The sequence below is a fragment of the uncultured Chitinophaga sp. genome, assembly GCF_902168175.1.
In the GTDB taxonomy this organism is placed as follows: domain Bacteria; phylum Bacteroidota; class Bacteroidia; order Chitinophagales; family Chitinophagaceae; genus Chitinophaga.
The window spans coordinates 119592-139072 of record NZ_CABHOU010000059.1 but is presented as its reverse complement, the minus strand read 5'-3'; the positions used below and the strand labels follow the sequence as shown (position 1 = coordinate 139072).

Genomic DNA, 19481 nt, shown 5'->3' with positions numbered 1-19481 from the left:
TCTGATAAGGAAAACAACATTTCAGGCCGGGCAACTGGCCATTAACGAATAACGATTAAAGTTATGAATCTTACTCTTAAAGTTTGGCGCCAGAAAAATGCGAGCGATGCCGGGCATTTCGAAAGTTTCCAAGTAGCTGATGTGTCTAAAGACATGTCGTTCCTCGAACTGTTCGATATTCTCAACGAGCGCTTGATCAACGAAGGGAAAGAACCTGTCGCATTTGACCACGATTGCCGCGAAGGTATCTGTGGCATGTGCTCCATGTATATCAATGGCCGTGCTCACGGACCATGGGACGAAACTACTACCTGCCAGCTGCATATGCGCGCCTATAACGACGGGGATACTATTACCGTAGAACCATGGAGAGCTGGTGCTTTCCCTGTTATTAAAGATCTTACGGTTGATCGTCGCTCGTTCGACCGTATCATTGAAGCGGGTGGTTACATCTCTGTAAATACGGGCAACGCTGTAGACGCTAACGCTATTCCCATCAACAAAACAGATGCAGATGCGGCTTTCGCAGCAGCAGCCTGTATCGGTTGTGGTGCCTGCGTAGCGGCTTGTAAAAACTCTTCGGCCATGCTGTTCGTTTCGGCCAAGGTATCCCAGCTGGCTTTGCTGCCACAGGGGCAGCCAGAACGTAAAGAGCGCGCACTTAACATGGTAGCGCAAATGGATAAAGAAGGTTTTGGCAGCTGTACCAACACTGGTGCCTGCGAAGCAGAGTGTCCTAAAGGTATTTCCCTTACCAATATCGCCCGCCTTAACCGCGAGTTTATTGGCGCCGGATTTAGCAAAGAAGACTAAACAAACCGTGATTATAGAAAAGCTGCCTGCAAAGGCAGCTTTTTTTATGCCCTCCCGTAATCGGACGGAAATCGTTATATTTAGTCATCCCAAAAACTCCTGCCATGAAGCATTACCATATTGGTTTCCTCGCCCTGTTTTGCATAGGGTGCCAGGCTAAAGTTGAAAAAAAGACGCATAGTATGAATATAAACGAAGCATGGATCGATATTAAAACGCCTGAAGTGGAGAAAGTGCCGAAAGAAATGACTATCCACGGCGACACACGTATCGATAATTACTACTGGCTGAACGAACGCGAAAATCAAAAGGTGCTGGCCTACCTGGCCGCCGAAAACAAATACCTCGACACGGTACTTTCGTCTACCAAAAAACTCCAGGAAGAACTGTTCGATGAAATGAAGGCCAGGATTAAGGAAGATGATGAAAGTGTGCCTTACTTCGAGAACGGCTATTTCTATTATACCCGCTTTGAGAAAGGAAAGGAATACCCGATTTACTGCCGTAAAAAGGAGAACCTGAAAGCTTCAGAAGAAGTAATGCTCAACGTAAATGAAATGGCCGCAGGGCATAGCTATTACCAGGTGGCGAGCCTCGACATCAGCCCTGATAATAAACTGGCAGCTTTTGGGGTAGATACAGTGAGCCGCCGTAAATATACCCTGTACATCAAGAACCTCGAAACCGGCGAAATACTGCCCGACCAGGTGCCCGAAACAGATGGCAGTGCTGTATGGGCTGCGGATAATAAAACTATCTTCTATTCCCGTAAAAATCCTGTTACACTACGCGAAGAGCGCATCTTCAAACATAAACTGGGACAGCCGGCCAGTACGGATAAAGAGGTGTATTACGAGAAAGATGAAACGTTCGATGTCGGTGTGCATAAAACGAAGTCGCAGAAATACATCGTTATCAGCAGCGGCAGCACGCTTTCTGACGAATACCGTATACTCGACGCCAGTCAGCCTGATGGTGCATTTAAAGTATTTCAGCCACGCCAGAAGGATATGCTGTATGCCATCGATCATAAGGACGATAAGTTTTATATCGTTACCAACTGGGACGCTATTAACTTTCGCATGATGGAGTGCCCGCTGGATAAAACGACCAGGGATAACTGGAAAGAAACCATTCCGCATCGACCCGACGTACTGCTGCAATCCTTTGAGCTGTTTAAAGATTATATGGTAATCAGCGAACGGAAAAACGGTCTTACACAACTGCGTGTTATCGACAATAATAAAAAGGAACACTACCTCGATTTTGGGGAAGCGGCCTATGTGGCTTATCCTTCGGTAAATCCTGAGTTTAATACCAAAATTCTGCGCTACAGTTATTCCTCCATGACTACGCCAGCCTCTACTTACGATTACGATATGGAGGCTGAAAAGAAAGAACTGAAGAAGCGTCAGGAAGTACTGGGTGGTTACAATCCCGCGGAATACGTAACAGAAAGAGTGTATGCTATAGCCAGGGATAGTGTGAAAGTGCCCATCTCTATCGTATATAAAAAGGGATTTGAGAAGAATGGTAAGATGCCATTATTATTGTACGGATATGGCTCCTATGGCGCTTCTATGGAACCCAGTTTCAGTTCCACCCGCTTAAGTTTGTTAAACCGCGGTTTTGCTTATGCCATTGCTCACATTCGTGGTGGCGAAGAAATGGGCAGGCAATGGTACGAAGATGGAAAGATGTTTAAAAAGAAAAACACCTTCAACGATTTTATAGACTGTGCGGAGTATCTGCTCAAAAATAATTACACCTCCAAACAACACCTGTACGCCATGGGCGGCAGTGCCGGTGGATTGCTCATGGGCGCTGTGGTAAATATGCGTCCTGACCTCTGGCATGGGGTAATTGCAGCAGTTCCTTTTGTTGATGTGGTAACTACGATGCTCGATGAAACCATCCCGCTTACCACCGGTGAGTTTGATGAATGGGGTAACCCTAAGAACAAAGACAGTTACGAGTATATGAAGTCTTATTCGCCCTATGATAATGTAGAAAAGAAAGACTATCCTAATATGCTTGTTACCACTGGCCTGCACGATTCGCAGGTGCAATATTTCGAACCGGCGAAATGGGTAGCCAAGCTGCGTGAATTAAAAACAGATAAGAACGTGCTCTTAATGTATACTAATATGGAGGCCGGTCATGGCGGCGCTTCCGGGCGTTTTAAGGCGTTAAAGGACGTTGCCCGCCAGTATGGGTTCCTGTTGTTTTTAGAAGGTATAGAAAAGTAGTTTTAAGTAGATATGAGAATAGGGGAGGCAATAGCTTCCCCTGTTTGTTTTTGCCCCAGTTTGTCGCCATAATCACACATCACGACTGCCAAATGATCACCAAAACACTTGTCCTGCCTGCTTTCACCGCCCGGCACATACTTTGTTTCTTTTAAGGCAACTAACCATATCGGATTATGAATATTGACAAAGTAGAAACGTTTTGGAATAACCTTGTTATATGGGCCAGTCAATTTGCACCTAAGTTAATCGGCGCTATCATCGTACTTATAGCAGGCCTCTTCGTCATCCGATGGCTCGATCGGATGATGACAAAAGCGATGGCGAGAAGAGACGCACATAATTCATTGCAAACTTTCCTAAAGAGTATCGTGAGCATTGGATTGAAAATATTGCTGATCATTTCGGTCGCCGGTATGATAGGCTTTAATACCACGTCTATGGCAGCAGTTCTTGCTGCAGCCGGTTTGGCTGTCGGTCTGGCGCTACAGGGCAGCCTCGCCAACCTGGCCGGCGGTGTTCTCATCCTCCTGTTTAAACCATTTAAGGTGGGCGACCTGGTGACGATTCAGAACATTACGGGCATTGTGAGCGAAATACAGATATTCAGCACCATCCTTACCACTGGCGACGGTAAAGTGGCTATTCTGCCCAATGGGGCCGTATCTAACGGTACAATCATCAACGCCAGCAAAAGTGGTCACCTGCGCATCGACCTGGTCGTAAAGATGTCCGCCAGTGAGGATATTAAGCGGGTAAGGGAAATCATCAGGGAAACACTGGAAAAGGACGAGCGTATCAAGAAAGACCCTGAGCCGGAAGTATCGGTACTCGACTTCGATGGCGACTTCATGAATATTGCCGTTAAGCCCTTTGTAGACATGGAAAACTACTGGGACGTGTACTACGACCTGCACCAGAAGATACAACTGGCGCTTATTACCAACGGTATGAAGGCCCCGGTAAGCACTAAACTGGCCCCCCAGAATTCGTGGTAAGTTATAACCGGCCCCTGGTAAACGGCTTAGGTATTAGTGAATAATGCTATTCATCTACTTGTCCAACTAATTGGAAAGCTACCATACTATCCGTAACTTTGCGGCTTCAAAATTTGCAGTTTCAGCATGATCAGCGTAAGAAATGTCTCACTATCGTACGGAAAGAGGGTTCTGTTCGACGAAGTAAACCTCAACTTTACCAAGGGTAACTGTTATGGCGTTATTGGTGCCAACGGAGCCGGTAAATCTACCTTCCTGAAAATATTGTCTGGCGAAATCGAACCTAACAAGGGTTCGGTGGAAATTACGCCCGGCGAGCGCATGAGTGTGCTGAAACAGAACCACTTTGAATTCGATGAGATCACGGTACTGAATGCCGTACTCATGGGAAACAAAAAACTCTGGGAAATAGCCAAAGAGCGCGATGAAATATACGCCAAGGCCGACTTTACAGAAGAAGACGGTATGCGTGCCGGCGAACTGGAAGCGGAATACGGTGAAATGGGTGGTTACACTGCCGAAAGCGACGCCGGTGTAATGCTGGGCGACCTCGGCGTGAAAGAAGAAATGCACAGTGTGCTGATGAAAGATGTGGCAGGTAGTCTTAAAGTGCGTGTGCTGCTGGCACAGGCCCTGTTCGGTAACCCGGATATCCTGCTGCTCGATGAGCCTACGAACGACCTCGACGTGGAAACTATCGGCTGGCTCGAAAACTTCCTGGCCGATTACCAGAACATCGTAATCGTTGTTTCCCACGACCGTCACTTCCTCGATGCTGTTTGTACACACGTAGCCGATGTTGATCGTTCTAAGATCCAGATCTTCTCCGGTAACTACACTTTCTGGTACGAATCCAGCCAGCTGATTGCCCGCCAGGCCAGCGATAAAAACAAGAAGATGGAAGATAAGCGTAAAGACCTCATGGACTTCATCGCCCGATTCTCTGCCAACGCTTCTAAAAGTAAACAGGCTACTTCCCGTAAAAAGGCCCTGGAAAAACTGGTTATAGAAGATATTCAGCCTTCTAACCGTAAATACCCGGGTATCATATTTAAACAACTCCGCGAAGTTGGTAACCAGATCCTGAACGTAGAAAAGCTGGAGAAATCTGTCGATGGCCGCCCGCTGTTCAAAGACATTACCTTCTCTGTAAATAAAGGCGATAAAATCGCATTCCTGGCTAAGGACCATGTGGCCCTTTCCACCTTCTTCCAGGTGATTAATGGAGAAGATCAGGCGGATGGCGGTAAATTCGAGTGGGGTACCACTGTTACCAAAGCCTACCTGCCCAACGATAACTCTGAGTTCTTTACCACTAATTACAACCTCATGGAATGGCTGCGCCAGTACGTGCCACCGCACGTAACCGACGTAGACGAACCTTTCCTCCGCGGGTTCCTCGGTAAAATGCTGTTCAGCGGCGACGATATCATGAAGAAAACTTCCGTATTAAGCGGTGGCGAAAAAGTACGTTGTATGACCTCCCGCATGATGCTGCAGGACCCTAACGTGGTGATACTCGATGAGCCTACCAACCACCTGGACCTCGAAAGCATCCAGTCTTTCAACGAAAGCATGATCAACTTCAAAGGTATCGTGTTGTTCACCACGCATGACCATACTTTCATGCAATCAGTTGCTAACCGTATTATCGAAATCACCCCTAAAGGTATTATCGACAGGCTAATGAGCTTCGACGAATACCTGGCAGACGATCGCGTGAGAACGATGCGTGAAGAGATGTACGGTACCGGCGTAATGGCATAACATTTCCAGGCATACATAAAAAGAAAAAGGAGTTCGTAAGAACTCCTTTTTTTATATCATCAACTGTAGTGTAAGATCAAAGGTAAGACTCAATCAGCTTGAGTTTGGAGTTGTCCAGCGGCTTCGTGATATAAGCATTTAACTCAGGTGTGCGGCGTACTTTTTCCATGTCGGAAATGTTCATGGAGGATGAACACATAATGATAGGCACCTGCTGTTTTAACTCTGGCTTTAATTCGCGGTAAGCTTCTATGAAATCCCAGCCGTTCATGCGCTGCATGTTCATATCCAGTATAATCAGTTGTGGCAGGTCGGAAGGGGCGGTATTCAGTTCCTCAATAGCTTCCTCTGCACATAAAAATGAAGTGATCTCAACATCCCAGCCTTGCAATCCAAACATCTTCTTCACAATGAAATGGAAAATCTCATCATCATCTATCACGTATACAAGCTTAGGCGTATTATCCATACTTAGGTTAATTGTTTATGGGAAACTTTGCAATGAGTATAAGGTTTTCTAATAAAATGGCTGGTAAACGCTTTTCATTAAGAGCCGATTGTAGTTACTTAAGGTGCTGCATAGGTTCTCCTGATTCCGGTACAAAGATTGTTATTTTTTATTTATTTCATATATGTATTTATCCCAATAACCATTTATTAACAATGTATACTAGATAGGTTGGCGTCGTAAAGTATACACCAGTGAAGGTTTAGGTGCTGCATTGGCGCAGCAGGAAATGTGGATAAAAATAATAAACCCATAAAAAAAGCAGGCTACCCCTGTTCAGAGATAGCCTGCTTTCGCTTGCCATAATAATATTTTTACTAGAAGATGCCGCCTTTTTTCAGCGTTACTTTACCTGCGCCGATTTTATAACCGTCGTGGTAAATTTCAACTGAATAGTCGCCAACTTTGAAGTCTGAATTCTGTTTCCAGTCCATCGATACCAGCTGTTTTTCACCGGTGCTGTAGCTTACGCTTTTCTTAACGGTGTACAGTTTTTCGGTACCGTCTTCCAGGGTAAACCTGCCTGAACCAAGTGCTTCTACTGCCAGCGGAGCGCCGTCGGGAGAAGTAATGGCTACGTATATTTCTTTGTTACCGCTTGGTGCAATACGGTTATCGTCCAGGTCGAAAGAAACGCGCATCATATCAGCACGTTTGGCTTTAGAAGTTTCTACTTCTTTACCGTTCTTTTTCAGGTTGATGGGTGCCAGTTTGATATTGGAAGCATGCAGTACAGAACCCAGATCTACTTTCCTGTTAAGGCTGTCCTTAATAGAACCTACAGAATCTCTTTCTTTACGTGCATAATCCCTTTCACCGGCGATCACGATTTTCTCGCCTTCCAGTCTTTCAATAGTGGCTTTGTAGTTTTCCACGCTTGATTTAAGCTGTTCGATGAGCCTGCGCGCTTCGGCCAATTCTGCCTGTGTAGCATTTTTGTTAGAAAGGATGGTGGATATCCTGGCTTTAATATCAGACAGTTCTTTGTCTTTGGTTTTAACCAGGCTGTCCATACGGCTGTTTTCTGAAATCAGGTCGTCGAGGCGTGCGTTAGTGGCCTCATATTCCTGTTGCAGTTCGTTGCGGGACGTAGTCAGTGAATCCACTGTAATGTCCTTTGCTACCAGCTGTTCGTTCGTTTTATTATTGGCATACCACATGTATCCCCATGTGCCCACCAACGCGGCGATCAGTACGCCATAAATGATACCGTTTTTGCTATTACTTTTTGGTTTTTCAGGTCCGGAAGGGCTGGGCGTTCCAGTGTTAAAGGTGTTGTCCGCCATAGTGTTGTTGTTTTTATTTTTAGATTGTTATATGGGTAAAATTTTTTCGAAACTTTGAGACTTAAGTTACCTTCAGTCTTTAAACGCTTTTCATCGTGCTACAAAACGTCGCTCTCGATCAGTTACTTCTTCTTGATATTGAAACTACGCCTGCCGTTGCCGCCTTTGATCACCTTTCCGAAGAGATGAAAGCGCTCTGGAGTGAGAAGATTACAAAAACTTTGCCAGATTCAGAAAATATACCTGAAACCTTTGCTGAACGGGCCGGGATCTTTGCCGAATTCGGGAAAATCATCTGTATCTCAGTTGGCTTTTTTTATGTTGAAAACGGTACTTATCATCTCCGGATCAAGTCTTTTTTCAATGATGATGAAACAGTTGTACTCACAGATTTTCTTGAATTGATAAATAAGTTTTATGCAAAATATCAAAGATTTCTGTTATCCGGGCATAATATAAAGGAATTTGATATTCCCTATATTTGCCGCCGCGCCCTCATTAAAGGTCTCGCTATACCCAATCCCCTGCAAGTCAATAACTTCAAGCCCTGGGAGTCGCCAGTGCTGGATACCATGCAGCTTTGGCGCTTTGGCGATTTCAGGAACTATACATCTTTGAAGCTGCTGGCCGCCGTAATGGGAGTGCCCACGCCCAAGGATGATATCGATGGTAGCATGGTGGGCAGGGTATATTGGGAAGATAATGACCTTCCGCGTATCGCTAATTATTGTCAGAAAGACGTGTTAACGGTGGCGCAACTGCTTTTGAAATTCAAAGGATTACCGCTTTTGCAGCAGCAGGAAGTGGAATTTGTAAAATACTAAAGGATGGAGTACCAGGATATTATAAAAGAATGGAAGCAAAAGAAGTTCCGGCCCCTGTACTGGCTGGAAGGAGAGGAAGAGTTTTTTATAGACCAGGTGGTAAACTACGCGGAACACCAGCTGCTCGACGAGGCGGAACGCGGCTTTAACCTTACGGTGCTGTATGGTAAGGATACCGACTGGGCCACTGTTATCAATAACTGCCGCCGTTATCCCATGTTCGCCGAAAAACAGGTGGTGATCCTGAAAGAAGCGCAGGCTATGCGTGATCTCCTGAAGCTGGAGCCGTATATAGATCAGCCGCTGGAATCTACCGTGTTTGTGGTGGCACATAAACAGGGTAAGATAGATGGGCGGAGTAAGATGGCAAAGCTCATCAAGGAAAAGGGCGTTATCCTCTCCACCAAAAAAATGTACGATAACCAGCTGCCCACCTGGGTAGAAGCTTTTGTACACAGTAAAGGTTTATCTATCACCCAAAAAGCCTGTATACTGCTGGTTGATCATATCGGTAACGACCTTTCCCGTATCGCGAATGAAATAGATAAACTGCTGGTTAACCTGCCCGCACAAAAGAAAATAGACGAAGGTGATATTGAGAAGTACGTGGGCATCAGCAAAGAGTACAATGTATTTGAACTGCAAAATGCCGTAGGACAAAAAGATATGGGTAAGGTGATGAAGATCGTGAAGTACTTTGCCGCCAACCCTAAAGCTTCGCCTATTCAAATGACCATCCCGGCATTATATAACTTCTTCGCGAAAATTAACCTCGTGTTTGGGGTGAAAGGGGGAGAAAAGGAGATGGCCACTGCCCTGGGTGTACATCCCTTCTTTGTAAAAGATTACATAGCCGCTGCCGGCAAGTATGGCGCTGCCGATGCAGAAAGGGCCATACTTTTATTACAGCAGTATAACCTGCGCAGTATTGGTATTGGCGATAGTGGGGTAGAAGACGGTGAACTGCTGAAAGAAATGCTGTTCCGTATTATGACCCGCTAAGTATTTCCCTGGCTTTGGCGGTGTCTTTATGCATCTGCACCACGAGGTCGTCAACGTTATCAAACTTCATATCTGCCCGCAGGTAATCGATGAATTGTACGGTGATAGGCTGATCGTAAATATCCTCGTCAAAATCAAAAATATACACCTCTACCCGTAACTCCTTACCGTTAAAGGTAGGGCGGGTACCAATATTTAATGCCCCGTTCCAAAGACCGGAAGCCAATGCTACTTTAACGGCGTATACACCTTGCGCCGGCACCAGTTTACGGCTGTCGTGTAAAGAAATATTGGCAGTAGGGAAGCCTAATTTACGGCCCATTTTATCGCCATGCACTACCGTTCCATTTACGAAATACGGGTAACCCAGTAATTCATTTGCCAGCAGCACGCTGCCTTCCAGTAAACTGTTACGGATCTTGGTGCTGCTCACGGTAAGGTCGTGTACCACCTGCTGCGGTATTTCCAGCAGTTCGAAGCCAAACTTATGTTGTTCTGCTTCCAGTAAGGGCAGGCCGCCTTCGCGGTTATGGCCAAAACGATGGTCGTAACCAATAATGATGGTATGTGGCTTAAAACGTTTGATCAGGAATTCTTCCAGGTATTCTGTAGCAGAAAGCTGAGAAAAGGCTTTGGTGAAAGGCACTACCACCAGGTGATCGATGCCCTGCAGGGCCAGCAGTTTGATTTTTTCGTCGAGTGTTGTCAGCAGGTGGATGGGATTCTTTTCGGGTACCAGTACCTCACGCGGGTGCGGATCGAAGGTAACGATCACCTTTTCGCCGTTACAGGCCGCAGCCGCCTGCTCCAGCTGTTGCAGGATGTGGCGGTGACCCAGGTGTACGCCATCGAAGGTGCCGATGGTAATAACCGAATTTCGAAATTCCGGAAGTTGTTCTAAATCTCTGTGAACCTGCATAACTCTTATTCGTAACGACAAATGCCGTGCAAATCTAAACGTTTTGCACCGAAACCAAAGGGTAAAGGCGCGGGTATGGGCAGAATCTTTTACTTTTGCACTTCATATTCCGCGGCAACAGCCGCAATCAAACTTAAATAACGTGGATCAGAACCTTTACGCCAAACGTGGTGTGTCGCACGGCAAGGAAGATGTGCATAACGCGATCAAAAACATCGATAAGGGATTATTTCCCAAAGCCTTCTGTAAAATAGTACCTGACATTCTGGGCGGCGACCCGGAGTGGTGTAATATTATGCATGCAGATGGTGCAGGCACTAAATCTTCCCTCGCTTACATCTACTGGAAAGAAACCGGCGACATTAGCGTATGGAGAGGTATTGCCCAGGATGCCATTATCATGAACACCGACGACCTGCTTTGCGTAGGCGCCACCGATAATATCCTGCTTTCTTCCACCATCGGTCGTAACAAGAACCTGGTGCCAGGCGAGGTAATCGCTGCTATCATCAACGGCACCGAGGAGATATTGGAAGAGCTTCGTTCTTATGGTATCGGCATCTACTCCACCGGTGGTGAAACCGCCGATGTAGGCGACCTGGTGCGTACCATTATCGTTGACTCTACCGTAACCTGCCGCATGAAACGTTCGGATATCATATCGAACCACACGATACAGGCGGGCGACGTAGTGGTGGGACTTTCCTCTTCGGGGCAGGCCACTTACGAAAGGGAATATAATGGCGGTATGGGTAGCAATGGGCTTACTTCTGCACGTCACGACGTATTCAATAAAACCATCGCCGGCAAGTTCCCCGAAAGCTTTGACCCGGGCATACCTTCCGAGGTAGTGTTCAGTGGCAGTAAAGGTCTTACCGACAATATCGATATCCCCGGGTTTGGCGCTGTACACGCTGGTAAACTGGTTTTATCGCCTACCCGCACCTATGCCCCGGTAATCAAGAAAATACTGGAATCGCACCGTGCGCAGGTGCATGGTATGGTACATTGCAGCGGCGGCGCGCAAACGAAGGTGCTCCACTTCATCGATAAACTGCATGTGATCAAAGACAACCTGTTCGAAGCCCCTCCGTTGTTCCGCCTTATCCAGGAGCAGTCGGGTACTTCGTGGAGAGAGATGTACCAGGTGTTTAACATGGGCCACCGTATGGAACTATATGTTCCTGAAGCGGCTGCTGCCGATATTATTGCCATTTCCAGAAGTTTTAACATCGATGCACAGGTCGTGGGTCGTGTAACCGATAGCCCGGCTAAGAAGGTAACGGTGAAGAGCGAGTTTGGTGAATTTGTGTATGAATAGATAATTCAATAATGATAATAGAAGCCCTGGTAAGTAATTGCCGGGGCTTTTTCTTTTGGGGGATGGGGAAACAATGCTTTGCAACGTCATCAGGTGTTGGTATATACACCGCCCTTACCGTTTGCCGCCAACGTATTAGAGTTTGCGGTGTATACACCAAATACGTTAAAATAGCATCACTTAATAAAAATACCTCCTGTGATTCTCGCCTCTGCAAATCCCCTGAAACCCTTTAGAATCAGGCATGCCTTCGCCGATCCTATATCCATCCTATACTCATCCTATACTCGCCGTGTGCACCAGCGCGGGTTTCAGCGAAAACGGATATAGGATCGATATAGGATCGATATAGGATCGATATAGGATGGGTATTGGGTGATAAGGACAATTTTAATGCTTTTTTGTACTTGGGTAATGATGGATTTGCGCTGGCCAGCGTCGCAACATCCTTCTAAGATCTTTCGAACATCCTCCTTACATCCTTCTTAATAAAGCCTTGATTTACGAGGGTTTCAAGAAGAAGTTAAGAAGGATGTACGAAGGGTCTTAAGTAGGTCCTTGTCCACAGGGCGTTTCAGCAATGCTTAAATAACGGTGGATTTTAGGCGTGCGGGGGTGATTGCGACAGTCTCTACGAAGCGTATCGATCGTGTATGATCGATGCATAATTAGGGCTTCATTGGAAAATCACCGGTGTTCTGTCGGTTCATCGTCGGTTCATGATCGGTTCATCCCCCAAAAAAAGACCGGCCTTTAATAAGGCCGGCCGTATTTCATATTGTTATCTAAGTAATTATCTTATTTACTAAGCTGGAAATTGACCGGTACGTTAAACCTTACAGCCACTGGTTTGCCATCCTGCGTACCGGGTTGCCATTCAGGCATTCCTTTTATGGCGCGGATAGCTTCTTCGTCGAGACCAAAGCCTTTTTTAGCACCAACTGTGGCTACATCAGTGATGTTACCGCTTTCCCGCACAATAAAAGTTACGAATACAGTGCCTTTCTTATTATTTTTCACTGCCTCTTCAGGATAGCGGACGGTTTTGCCGAGATAGGTCATCATCGCTTTTTCACCACCAGGGAAGGTGGGAGCTTGCTGAACGAACGTATACACGCCATTTGCATCGGGAGTCTGATTAACTTTTGTAGTGGTAGCTGGTTTTGCAGGGGCGGCGGTTTTATCCCCGGTATTCAGCGCAAAACGGATAGGCAGGTTGAACTGCACAGACACATTTTGACCGTTCTGCATGCCAGGCGTCCAGGCCGGCATACCTTTTACCACGCGAATCGCTTCTTCTTCCAATCCCGCTCCCCTGGCCTTACCAACGGTGCGAACATCTGTAATGGTTCCGTCCTGGTCTACCACAAAAGAAACAAATACGGTACCCTGGATATTGTTTTTCACCGCAGTCTGCGGATATCGGATGTGCCGGGCGAGATATTTATTAAGTTCCGCACTGCCCCCCGGATATTTAGGCGGCTGTTCTACAAAGCTGAATATTTCATTATTATCGCTCTTTTTGCCGGTTGCCGGTTTTTCAGGCACCGTGTCAGTCGCGTTGCCATAACCAACTACCACTATTTCATCCATGGCCTTATTGTCGCGTTCGAGCTGGATTAAAATATTGCTGGTGCCGTCGTAGCCTTTACCCACAGGCAGTTCTTTACTGCGGTACCCTACACAGGAAATAGCGATAACAGCATTTTCCGGCAGGTCGGTAAGCTCAAATGCTCCGTTTTCATCGGTAATAGTTCCACGGGTGGTACCTTTTACCAGCACGGTCGCATTTTTCACCGGCGCTCCGTTAAAAAGTACGGTGCCATCTAATGATCTGCCGCGGGTTTCCTCTTTCAATTGAATGCTGGTAGAGGAAAAGGCGGGTTCAACTTTCGGCGCAGTGGCCGGCGTAGTAGTTTTCTCCATAACGGCGGATGGAGTGAAGGCAGCTTTCAGTCCGGCGATATCTGATTTATCTACCACAAAAGAAAGAGAAGCAAAGATCACAGCACCCAGCGGAAGTATCATAATCCTGCGCAGGTAGCTGAACTTGGGTTGTTTGGATTGTGTAAGCATAAGAATTCTTCTTTTAATCGGTGGGTGGAAAAAGTTGTTGGTTAACGTAAATTGAGTGGAACCCAGGGCCATCTGGAGTATTGTGCGGGCATAACCTGCTACTTCGCCATTGGCAGCGGCTTTTTTATCAGCAATGAATTCGTGTATCAGTGCCAGCTCGCGTTTGGCCAGGTGAAAGAACGGGTTGATCCAGCACAGGGCGGTCACGATTTCCAGGGCCAGTTTATCTATACTATGCCTTTCGGTAAGATGCGCCAGTTCGTGTTGCAGTATCTGTTGCCCTTCTTCACTATCCAGGTTGGTTTCGCGGTTCCAGAAAATGTAACGGAAGAAAGAGAAAGGTGATAACACCTTTTCGCTCACCACGAACCAGTAAGGTTTTACATACTGTACCGGGTTGTGACGGGCTATCGACATAATGCGCCAGCAACCATAAGCAATGCGGCTAAGTAATACGCCGATCACTACCAGGTAAATCCAGGTACTCCATTCAAAATAGTTTACCTGTTTGGCGGCTGGTAATACGCTTTCGCGCAGCGTTACCAGCTGGGCAGTATAGGTATATACCGGGGAAGCAGTATCTGCTTCGGTGAACGGGATCGGTATTTTCAACAGCGGGATTACCAGCGAAAGCAGCGTGGTAAACAGCAGGTAGTAGCGGTTCCACTGGTGGAATTTATTGTTGCGTAATGCCAGGTAATAATAACCATACAGTACTCCCGAGCATACGATTACCTTTAGCAGGTAGGTTATAAAAGGAGTCATGGGTCATCATTTTTTAGTGTCCTTGATCTGTTCCAGTAGTTTTTCGAGTTCGGTAACGCTCAGGTCTTTCTCTTTTACGAAAAAGGAAACCATGTTACTGAAAGAGCCTTCGAAATAGCCCTTCACAAAGGTTTTCATGGTTTTGCTGCTGTACTCGTCTTTCGATATCAGCGCAAAGTACTGGTGCGATTTACCATAGGCCTTAAAATCGGCAAAACCTTTCTCTACCAGTATCTTTACTAAAGTAGAGATCGTGTTGTAATGCGGTTTAGGTTCCGGCAACTCATCTATAATATCTTTAACGAAAGAGGGCCCCAGCTTCCATAGTGCCTGCATGATCTGCTCTTCTGCTTTAGTCAGTGTTTTCATAATCGTCGCGTTTAGGCAGAGAGCTTATCGCCCTGCTCTCACAAATATATAACTATGGTTTTAGTTTTCAAACTTAATTTTTAGTTAGAAAAATAAAAAAGGAGGACAAAGAGTTATTTTTTAAATGGTTATTTTTGTCCGACTAAACCCAATATTCATAGGCGATGATGGCAGATCAACCCATAGTACAACTGACGAATGTTAATATCTACCAGGGCAATTCCCTGATCCTTTCTGACGTAAACATTACGATCAACCGGGGCGAATTTGTGTACCTGATAGGTAAAACCGGTACCGGAAAGTCGAGTTTACTGAAAACGTTGTACGGCGACCTGTCGCTGCGCGAAGGCCATGGCCATGTAGTGGGCTTTGATCTGAAGAAGATGGACTGGAAGAAGGTACCGTACCTCCGCCGTAACCTGGGTGTGGTGTTCCAGGACTTTCAGCTGCTGACCGACCGTAATGTACACGACAACCTGAAATTTGCACTGAAGGCTACAGGCTGGCAGGACCAAAAGCAGATGGAGGAAAAGATCAATGATGTGCTGGACAAGGTGGGATTGAAAACGAAAGGGTTTAAAATGCCTTACGAACTTTCGGGTGGCGAGCAGCAGCGTGTGGACATAGCCCGTGCATTGCTTAATTCCCCTAAACTGATACTGGCCGATGAGCCTACCGGTAACCTGGACCCTGAAACATCCGACGGCATTATGCAGCTACTGTTCCGTATTTGCCGGGAGGACGGTACGGCGCTGGTAATGGCTACGCATGACTATATCGTGCTGCAAAAGTTCCCTTCCCGGGTATTGCGTACAGAAAACGGGCAGGTGATCGATAACGCGGCCGTAAACTTTGTATAATCAATTATTAACATAGCTAAATGCTTGCTTAGTTGGTATTTGTAATGTGTTAAGGAGGAGGGGGTTAGGGTTCGATTTAAAAATTTTGAACTTGAAATATAACTTCTTACCTTTGCACCGGAAAAATAGCGACTAAAAAAATTATTTATTTTATCAAGATGTCTTACTTAACTGTAGAAAAGAAAGCTAATATTTTTAAAGAATTCGGTGGTAGCGAAAAAAACACTGGTTCTATCGAAGCGCAGATCGCGTTGGTAACAGAGCGTATCACTAGCATTTCTGCTCACCTGAAGCAAAATAAAAAAGATTTCTCCACGCACCGCGGACTGATGAAAATGGTAGGTCAGAGAAAGCGTTTGCTCTCTTACCTGGCTAAAACCAACCTCACCGGCTATCGTGCCCTGATTGAGAAGTTAGGTATCAGAAAGTAATCTGGATGTTATTATAGCGCTATTCCCAACTTATTTATAGTTGGGAATAGTTTTTTTGTATGTGTACCTTTTAACTCTCTCGAATTATGAATCTCACACCTACTTCGGTTAAATTTGATATAGGTGATGGTCGTATTGTGACCATCGAAACGGGCAAACTGGCCCGTCAGGCCGATGGTTCGGTAACGGTTCGCCTGGGTAATGCAATGCTGCTTGCTACGGTTGTGGCTTCTAAAGAGCCTAAACCCGGTCAGTCATTCTTCCCCCTGACGGTGGACTATAATGAGAAATTCGCCTCCGCGGGCCGTATTCCTGGCTCATTCTTTAAACGCGAAGGCCGCCTTTCCGATTATGAAATACTGATCTCACGTTTGATCGATCGCGCACTGCGCCCCTTGTTCCCCGACGATTATCTCTGCGAAGTACAGGTTTTGGTAACCCTCGTTTCTTCTGATAATGAAGTAGTACCCGATGCGCTGGCTTGTCTGGCCGCATCAGCCGCTCTCGCAGTATCCGATGTACCCATCCAGGAAATTATTTCTGAAGTAAGGGTAGCACGTATCGATGGTAATTTTGTTATCAACCCAAGCCGTACTGATCTTGCCAGGGCCGACATGGACTTCATCGTTGCTGCCACTGAAAAGAATATTATGATGGTGGAAGGCGAAAGCAAGGAATGTAGCGAAGAAGATATGATCGGCGCTATTGAAGCTGCTCACGCTGCTATCCGCGTTCAGGTTAAAGCACAGGAAGAGCTTCGTGCCCTTATCAGTGCCGGCGCTAAACGCGAATACACCAAGCCATACGCTAACGAAGAACTGAAAGCTAAGATCGCAGGCTTCGCTTCAGAAAAAATTCTGAAAGTAGCTAAATCTGCCCTCGCTAAACACGATCGCAGCGATGCTTTTACAGTTATCGGTAAAGAACTGGTGGAATTCCTCGGTACTGAATTGCCCGAAGAAGACAAACCACTGGTAGGTAAATACCTGCACGACCTGGAAAAAGAAGTGATCCGTAACATGATCCTGGACCAGAAAGTACGCCTCGATGGCCGTTCTCTCGACCAGGTGCGCCCGCTGGCCATGGAAATAGATTACCTGCCTTCTCCGCACGGTTCCGCACTGTTTACCCGCGGCGAAACGCAATCGCTCACCACCGTTACCCTGGGTACCCCGGAGGACGAACTGCTGATCGAAAGCGCTGCCACTTCCAACTATACTAAGTTTATCCTGCACTATAACTTCCCTCCGTTCTCTACCGGTGAAGTAAAACCAATGCGCGGTCCCGGCCGTCGTGAGGTTGGTCATGGTAACCTGGCTATGCGTTCCTTAAGGGTAATGATGCCAGGCGCCGACTACGCTTACACAGTAAGGGTGGTGTCTGATATCCTGGAGTCTAACGGTTCGTCTTCAATGGCTACCGTGTGCGCAGGTTCACTGGCCCTGATGGACGCAGGTGTTCCTTTACCGAAACACATCTCCGGTGTGGCAATGGGCCTTATCTCCCGTTCGTCCGATGGTGCATGGGCGGTATTGACCGACATCCTCGGTGATGAAGATCACCTGGGTGATATGGACTTTAAAGTAACAGGTACCCGCGATGGTATTTGCGGTATCCAGATGGATATTAAAGTGGATGGTCTGAGCATGGACGTGATGCGTAAGGCACTGGCACAAGCCCGCGAAGGCCGACTGCACATCCTGAACGCGATGTACGAAGTACAACCAGCGTACCGTCCTGAACCTAAACCACAGGCTCCTCGTATGGAGAAACTGGTGATCGACCGCGAATTTATCGGTGCCGTAATAGGACCCGGCGGTAAAGTAATCCAGGAGATCCAGCGCGAAACCGGTACTACGATCAACATCGAAGAAGTTGGTCAAACCGGCGAAGTGAGCATCTTCTCTGCACAAAAAGAAGGTCTTGAAAAAGCGCTTGCATGGGTTAAAGGCATCGTGTCTGTACCTGAAGTGGGCGAAACATACGAATCTACCGTTAAGTCAATCATGCCTTATGGTGCGTTCGTAGAATTCATGCCTGGCAAACAAGGTTTGCTGCATATCTCTGAAGTTTCCTGGAAACGTCTGGAAACAATGGAAGGTATACTTTCTGAAGGGGAGAAAATTAAAGTAAAACTCACTGGTACCGATCCTAAAACCGGTAAGTTTAAGCTGAGCCGTAAAGTGCTGATGCCTAAACCGGAAGGTTACGTAGAAAGGGAAGAACGCGAAGATCGTGGCGACCGCGGTGATCGTGGTGGCGACCGTGGCGGATTCCGTGATCGCGGTGGAGACCGTGGTGGCGACCGCGGCGGAAGAGGCGGAGATCGTGGTGGTGACCGTGGCGGATTCCGTGGTGGCGATCGTAACGACCGTGGCGGCGACCGTGGCCCAAGACCTACAGGTGGTCAGGAAGGTCAGGCAATGAAGTTTGACGACCAGGAATAGTTTAAACAGAACTTATCCAAAATAAACAAGGGCTGGCCTGATGGCCGGCCCTTGTTGTTTCCGGGAAGATAAGAAGAGCCGGCAGATGCCAGCCCCTCCCTTAATCTAAAGTATACTATGGCAAATAGTACCCCGGTTATTACAGCAGCGTTAAGGCCACTGCATAGATAATGCACGCACTGCCACCGAGTATAATGCCCGCGCAGCAGATACAGGCAAAAACATAAATCACGTTTCTCAGAGGCTTCGAATCACTGAAAGCCAGCAGTAACAGAAGGCCTGTTATCATCACAGGAAGTGTTAGTCCCAACCCCATATCAGTTCAAAAAGGTGATCATTCCATTCCTCCTTGTTGCAGCACTTTTATAAAAGTCCTTCATCACATGAAAATTATTACGGAGATAGTCAAAGGCATCCTCGTCTGCATCGTCCCACATACGCGGGTAAATGCGCAGCTCACTCATTTGCCCGGGGTTAAAACGTCCCCTTAAGTCCTGTTCCGTAATTCGTTCCAGGCGATTGTATACATTGCGCACCTGTATGGGCGTAAGGTAATGTGCCGGTCCCAGTCCAAGATCTTGGGCCTCATCCACTATCTGTCCGCTAAATAACGCCTGCGACAGCAGCTGTTCTGCCTTTTCGATATCCATAATACCGTAACCGGTAAGCAGGTAAAGCAGGCCATCCCAGGCCTTGTCTAAGTCCACTTTGCCTTCACCGTTGTCCTCTTTATCTTCGTTCACCCTGAGTTCCAGCAACCCCGGGTTCCGGAGTATGGCTTCCAGTTCAGTTGCCTGAACCTGCAGGAGATTTATGATCATGGCCATAATTGGAAAAATTACATGA

The 19481-nt window shown here is 46.7% G+C and carries 16 protein-coding genes; 10 read left to right on the top strand and 6 right to left on the bottom strand.

All coding sequences use genetic code 11. The features are described from left to right. Positions 1-63: 63 nt before the first annotated feature. The 4 genes from QZT80_RS12710 (at position 64) to QZT80_RS12695 (ending at position 5827) form a co-directional block, all read left to right on the top strand. On the top strand, positions 64-813 hold the full coding sequence (locus QZT80_RS12710) for a succinate dehydrogenase/fumarate reductase iron-sulfur subunit (RefSeq protein ID WP_295122313.1): 750 nt from the start codon (positions 64-66) through the stop codon (positions 811-813). 182 nt (positions 814-995) lie between these two features. Then, the gene (locus QZT80_RS12705) at positions 996-3062 is read left to right on the top strand and encodes a S9 family peptidase (protein ID WP_295122312.1); all 2067 of its coding nucleotides are present in this window, start codon (positions 996-998) and stop codon (positions 3060-3062) included. A 176-nt stretch (positions 3063-3238) separates the two neighbouring features. Further along, entirely contained in the window at positions 3239-4060 is an 822-nt protein-coding gene (locus QZT80_RS12700; protein WP_295122311.1) for a mechanosensitive ion channel domain-containing protein, read from the top strand. Positions 4061-4186: 126 nt separating this feature from the next. Beyond that, positions 4187-5827: an ABC-F family ATP-binding cassette domain-containing protein gene (locus QZT80_RS12695; RefSeq protein ID WP_295122309.1), complete on the top strand. Its 1641-nt coding sequence runs from the start codon at positions 4187-4189 to the stop codon at positions 5825-5827. 76 nt (positions 5828-5903) lie between these two features. Here QZT80_RS12695 and QZT80_RS12690 read toward each other — a convergent pair whose 3' ends face one another. Both QZT80_RS12690 and QZT80_RS12685 read right to left on the bottom strand, forming a co-directional pair. Further along, entirely contained in the window at positions 5904-6296 is a 393-nt protein-coding gene (locus QZT80_RS12690; RefSeq protein ID WP_295122307.1) for a response regulator, read from the bottom strand. 356 nt (positions 6297-6652) lie between these two features. Next, the gene (locus QZT80_RS12685) at positions 6653-7621 is read right to left on the bottom strand and encodes a hypothetical protein (protein ID WP_295122305.1); all 969 of its coding nucleotides are present in this window, start codon (positions 7619-7621) and stop codon (positions 6653-6655) included. Positions 7622-7716: 95 nt separating this feature from the next. Here QZT80_RS12685 and QZT80_RS12680 point away from each other — a divergent pair, with 95 nt between their 5' ends. Both QZT80_RS12680 and holA read left to right on the top strand, forming a co-directional pair. Further along, positions 7717-8445, top strand: a complete 729-nt coding sequence (locus QZT80_RS12680; protein WP_295122303.1) for a ribonuclease H-like domain-containing protein — start codon at positions 7717-7719, stop codon at positions 8443-8445. 3 nt (positions 8446-8448) lie between these two features. Then, positions 8449-9447 carry a DNA polymerase III subunit delta gene (holA, locus tag QZT80_RS12675; protein ID WP_295122302.1) on the top strand — a complete coding sequence of 333 codons (999 nt, stop codon included), beginning with the start codon at positions 8449-8451 and terminating at the stop codon, positions 9445-9447. Here the strand turns inward: holA and QZT80_RS12670 are convergent. Then, positions 9434-10366, bottom strand: a complete 933-nt coding sequence (locus QZT80_RS12670; protein WP_295122300.1) for a bifunctional riboflavin kinase/FAD synthetase — start codon at positions 10364-10366, stop codon at positions 9434-9436. The two genes, holA and QZT80_RS12670, sit on opposite strands and share 14 nt — an antisense overlap. Positions 10367-10508: 142 nt before the next feature. Here QZT80_RS12670 and QZT80_RS12665 point away from each other — a divergent pair, with 142 nt between their 5' ends. After that, the gene (locus QZT80_RS12665) at positions 10509-11687 is read left to right on the top strand and encodes an AIR synthase related protein (protein WP_295122298.1); all 1179 of its coding nucleotides are present in this window, start codon (positions 10509-10511) and stop codon (positions 11685-11687) included. Between the two features lie 798 nt (positions 11688-12485). Here QZT80_RS12665 and QZT80_RS12660 read toward each other — a convergent pair. After that, the gene (locus tag QZT80_RS12660) at positions 12486-14528 is read right to left on the bottom strand and encodes a M56 family metallopeptidase (RefSeq protein WP_295122297.1); all 2043 of its coding nucleotides are present in this window, start codon (positions 14526-14528) and stop codon (positions 12486-12488) included. A gap of 6 nt (positions 14529-14534) precedes the next feature. Further along, the gene (locus tag QZT80_RS12655; RefSeq protein ID WP_295122296.1) at positions 14535-14897 is read right to left on the bottom strand and encodes a BlaI/MecI/CopY family transcriptional regulator; all 363 of its coding nucleotides are present in this window, start codon (positions 14895-14897) and stop codon (positions 14535-14537) included. Positions 14898-15061: 164 nt separating this feature from the next. Here QZT80_RS12655 and QZT80_RS12650 point away from each other — a divergent pair, with 164 nt between their 5' ends. The 3 genes from QZT80_RS12650 to QZT80_RS12640 all read left to right on the top strand — a co-directional run bounded on the left by QZT80_RS12650 (position 15062) and on the right by QZT80_RS12640 (position 18635). Then, positions 15062-15757 (top strand): cell division ATP-binding protein FtsE, encoded by a 696-nt coding sequence (locus QZT80_RS12650; RefSeq protein ID WP_295122295.1) that lies wholly within the window; start codon positions 15062-15064, stop codon positions 15755-15757. Positions 15758-15915: 158 nt separating this feature from the next. Continuing rightward, positions 15916-16188 (top strand): 30S ribosomal protein S15, encoded by a 273-nt coding sequence (rpsO, locus tag QZT80_RS12645; protein ID WP_295122293.1) that lies wholly within the window; start codon positions 15916-15918, stop codon positions 16186-16188. Between the two features lie 86 nt (positions 16189-16274). Beyond that, positions 16275-18635 (top strand): polyribonucleotide nucleotidyltransferase, encoded by a 2361-nt coding sequence (locus QZT80_RS12640; RefSeq protein ID WP_295122291.1) that lies wholly within the window; start codon positions 16275-16277, stop codon positions 18633-18635. 317 nt (positions 18636-18952) lie between these two features. Here QZT80_RS12640 and QZT80_RS12635 read toward each other — a convergent pair whose 3' ends face one another. Next, a complete protein-coding gene (locus QZT80_RS12635; RefSeq protein WP_295122289.1) occupies positions 18953-19462 on the bottom strand; it encodes a YfbM family protein in 510 nt (169 codons plus the stop codon). Between the last annotated feature and the right edge of the window lie 19 nt (positions 19463-19481).

Coding starts and splice junctions, on each gene's coding strand:
- QZT80_RS12650 (WP_295122295.1), top strand. CDS start 15,062: ATGATGGCAGATCAACCCATAGTACAACTGACGAATGTTAATATCTAC.
- QZT80_RS12640 (WP_295122291.1), top strand. CDS start 16,275: ATGAATCTCACACCTACTTCGGTTAAATTTGATATAGGTGATGGTCGT.
- QZT80_RS12695 (WP_295122309.1), top strand. CDS start 4,187: ATGATCAGCGTAAGAAATGTCTCACTATCGTACGGAAAGAGGGTTCTG.
- QZT80_RS12700 (WP_295122311.1), top strand. CDS start 3,239: ATGAATATTGACAAAGTAGAAACGTTTTGGAATAACCTTGTTATATGG.
- holA (WP_295122302.1), top strand. CDS start 8,449: ATGGAGTACCAGGATATTATAAAAGAATGGAAGCAAAAGAAGTTCCGG.
- QZT80_RS12670 (WP_295122300.1), bottom strand. CDS start 10,366: ATGCAGGTTCACAGAGATTTAGAACAACTTCCGGAATTTCGAAATTCG.
- QZT80_RS12710 (WP_295122313.1), top strand. CDS start 64: ATGAATCTTACTCTTAAAGTTTGGCGCCAGAAAAATGCGAGCGATGCC.
- rpsO (WP_295122293.1), top strand. CDS start 15,916: ATGTCTTACTTAACTGTAGAAAAGAAAGCTAATATTTTTAAAGAATTC.
- QZT80_RS12655 (WP_295122296.1), bottom strand. CDS start 14,897: ATGAAAACACTGACTAAAGCAGAAGAGCAGATCATGCAGGCACTATGG.
- QZT80_RS12705 (WP_295122312.1), top strand. CDS start 996: ATGAATATAAACGAAGCATGGATCGATATTAAAACGCCTGAAGTGGAG.
- QZT80_RS12635 (WP_295122289.1), bottom strand. CDS start 19,462: ATGGCCATGATCATAAATCTCCTGCAGGTTCAGGCAACTGAACTGGAA.
- QZT80_RS12690 (WP_295122307.1), bottom strand. CDS start 6,296: ATGGATAATACGCCTAAGCTTGTATACGTGATAGATGATGATGAGATT.
- QZT80_RS12685 (WP_295122305.1), bottom strand. CDS start 7,621: ATGGCGGACAACACCTTTAACACTGGAACGCCCAGCCCTTCCGGACCT.
- QZT80_RS12660 (WP_295122297.1), bottom strand. CDS start 14,528: ATGACTCCTTTTATAACCTACCTGCTAAAGGTAATCGTATGCTCGGGA.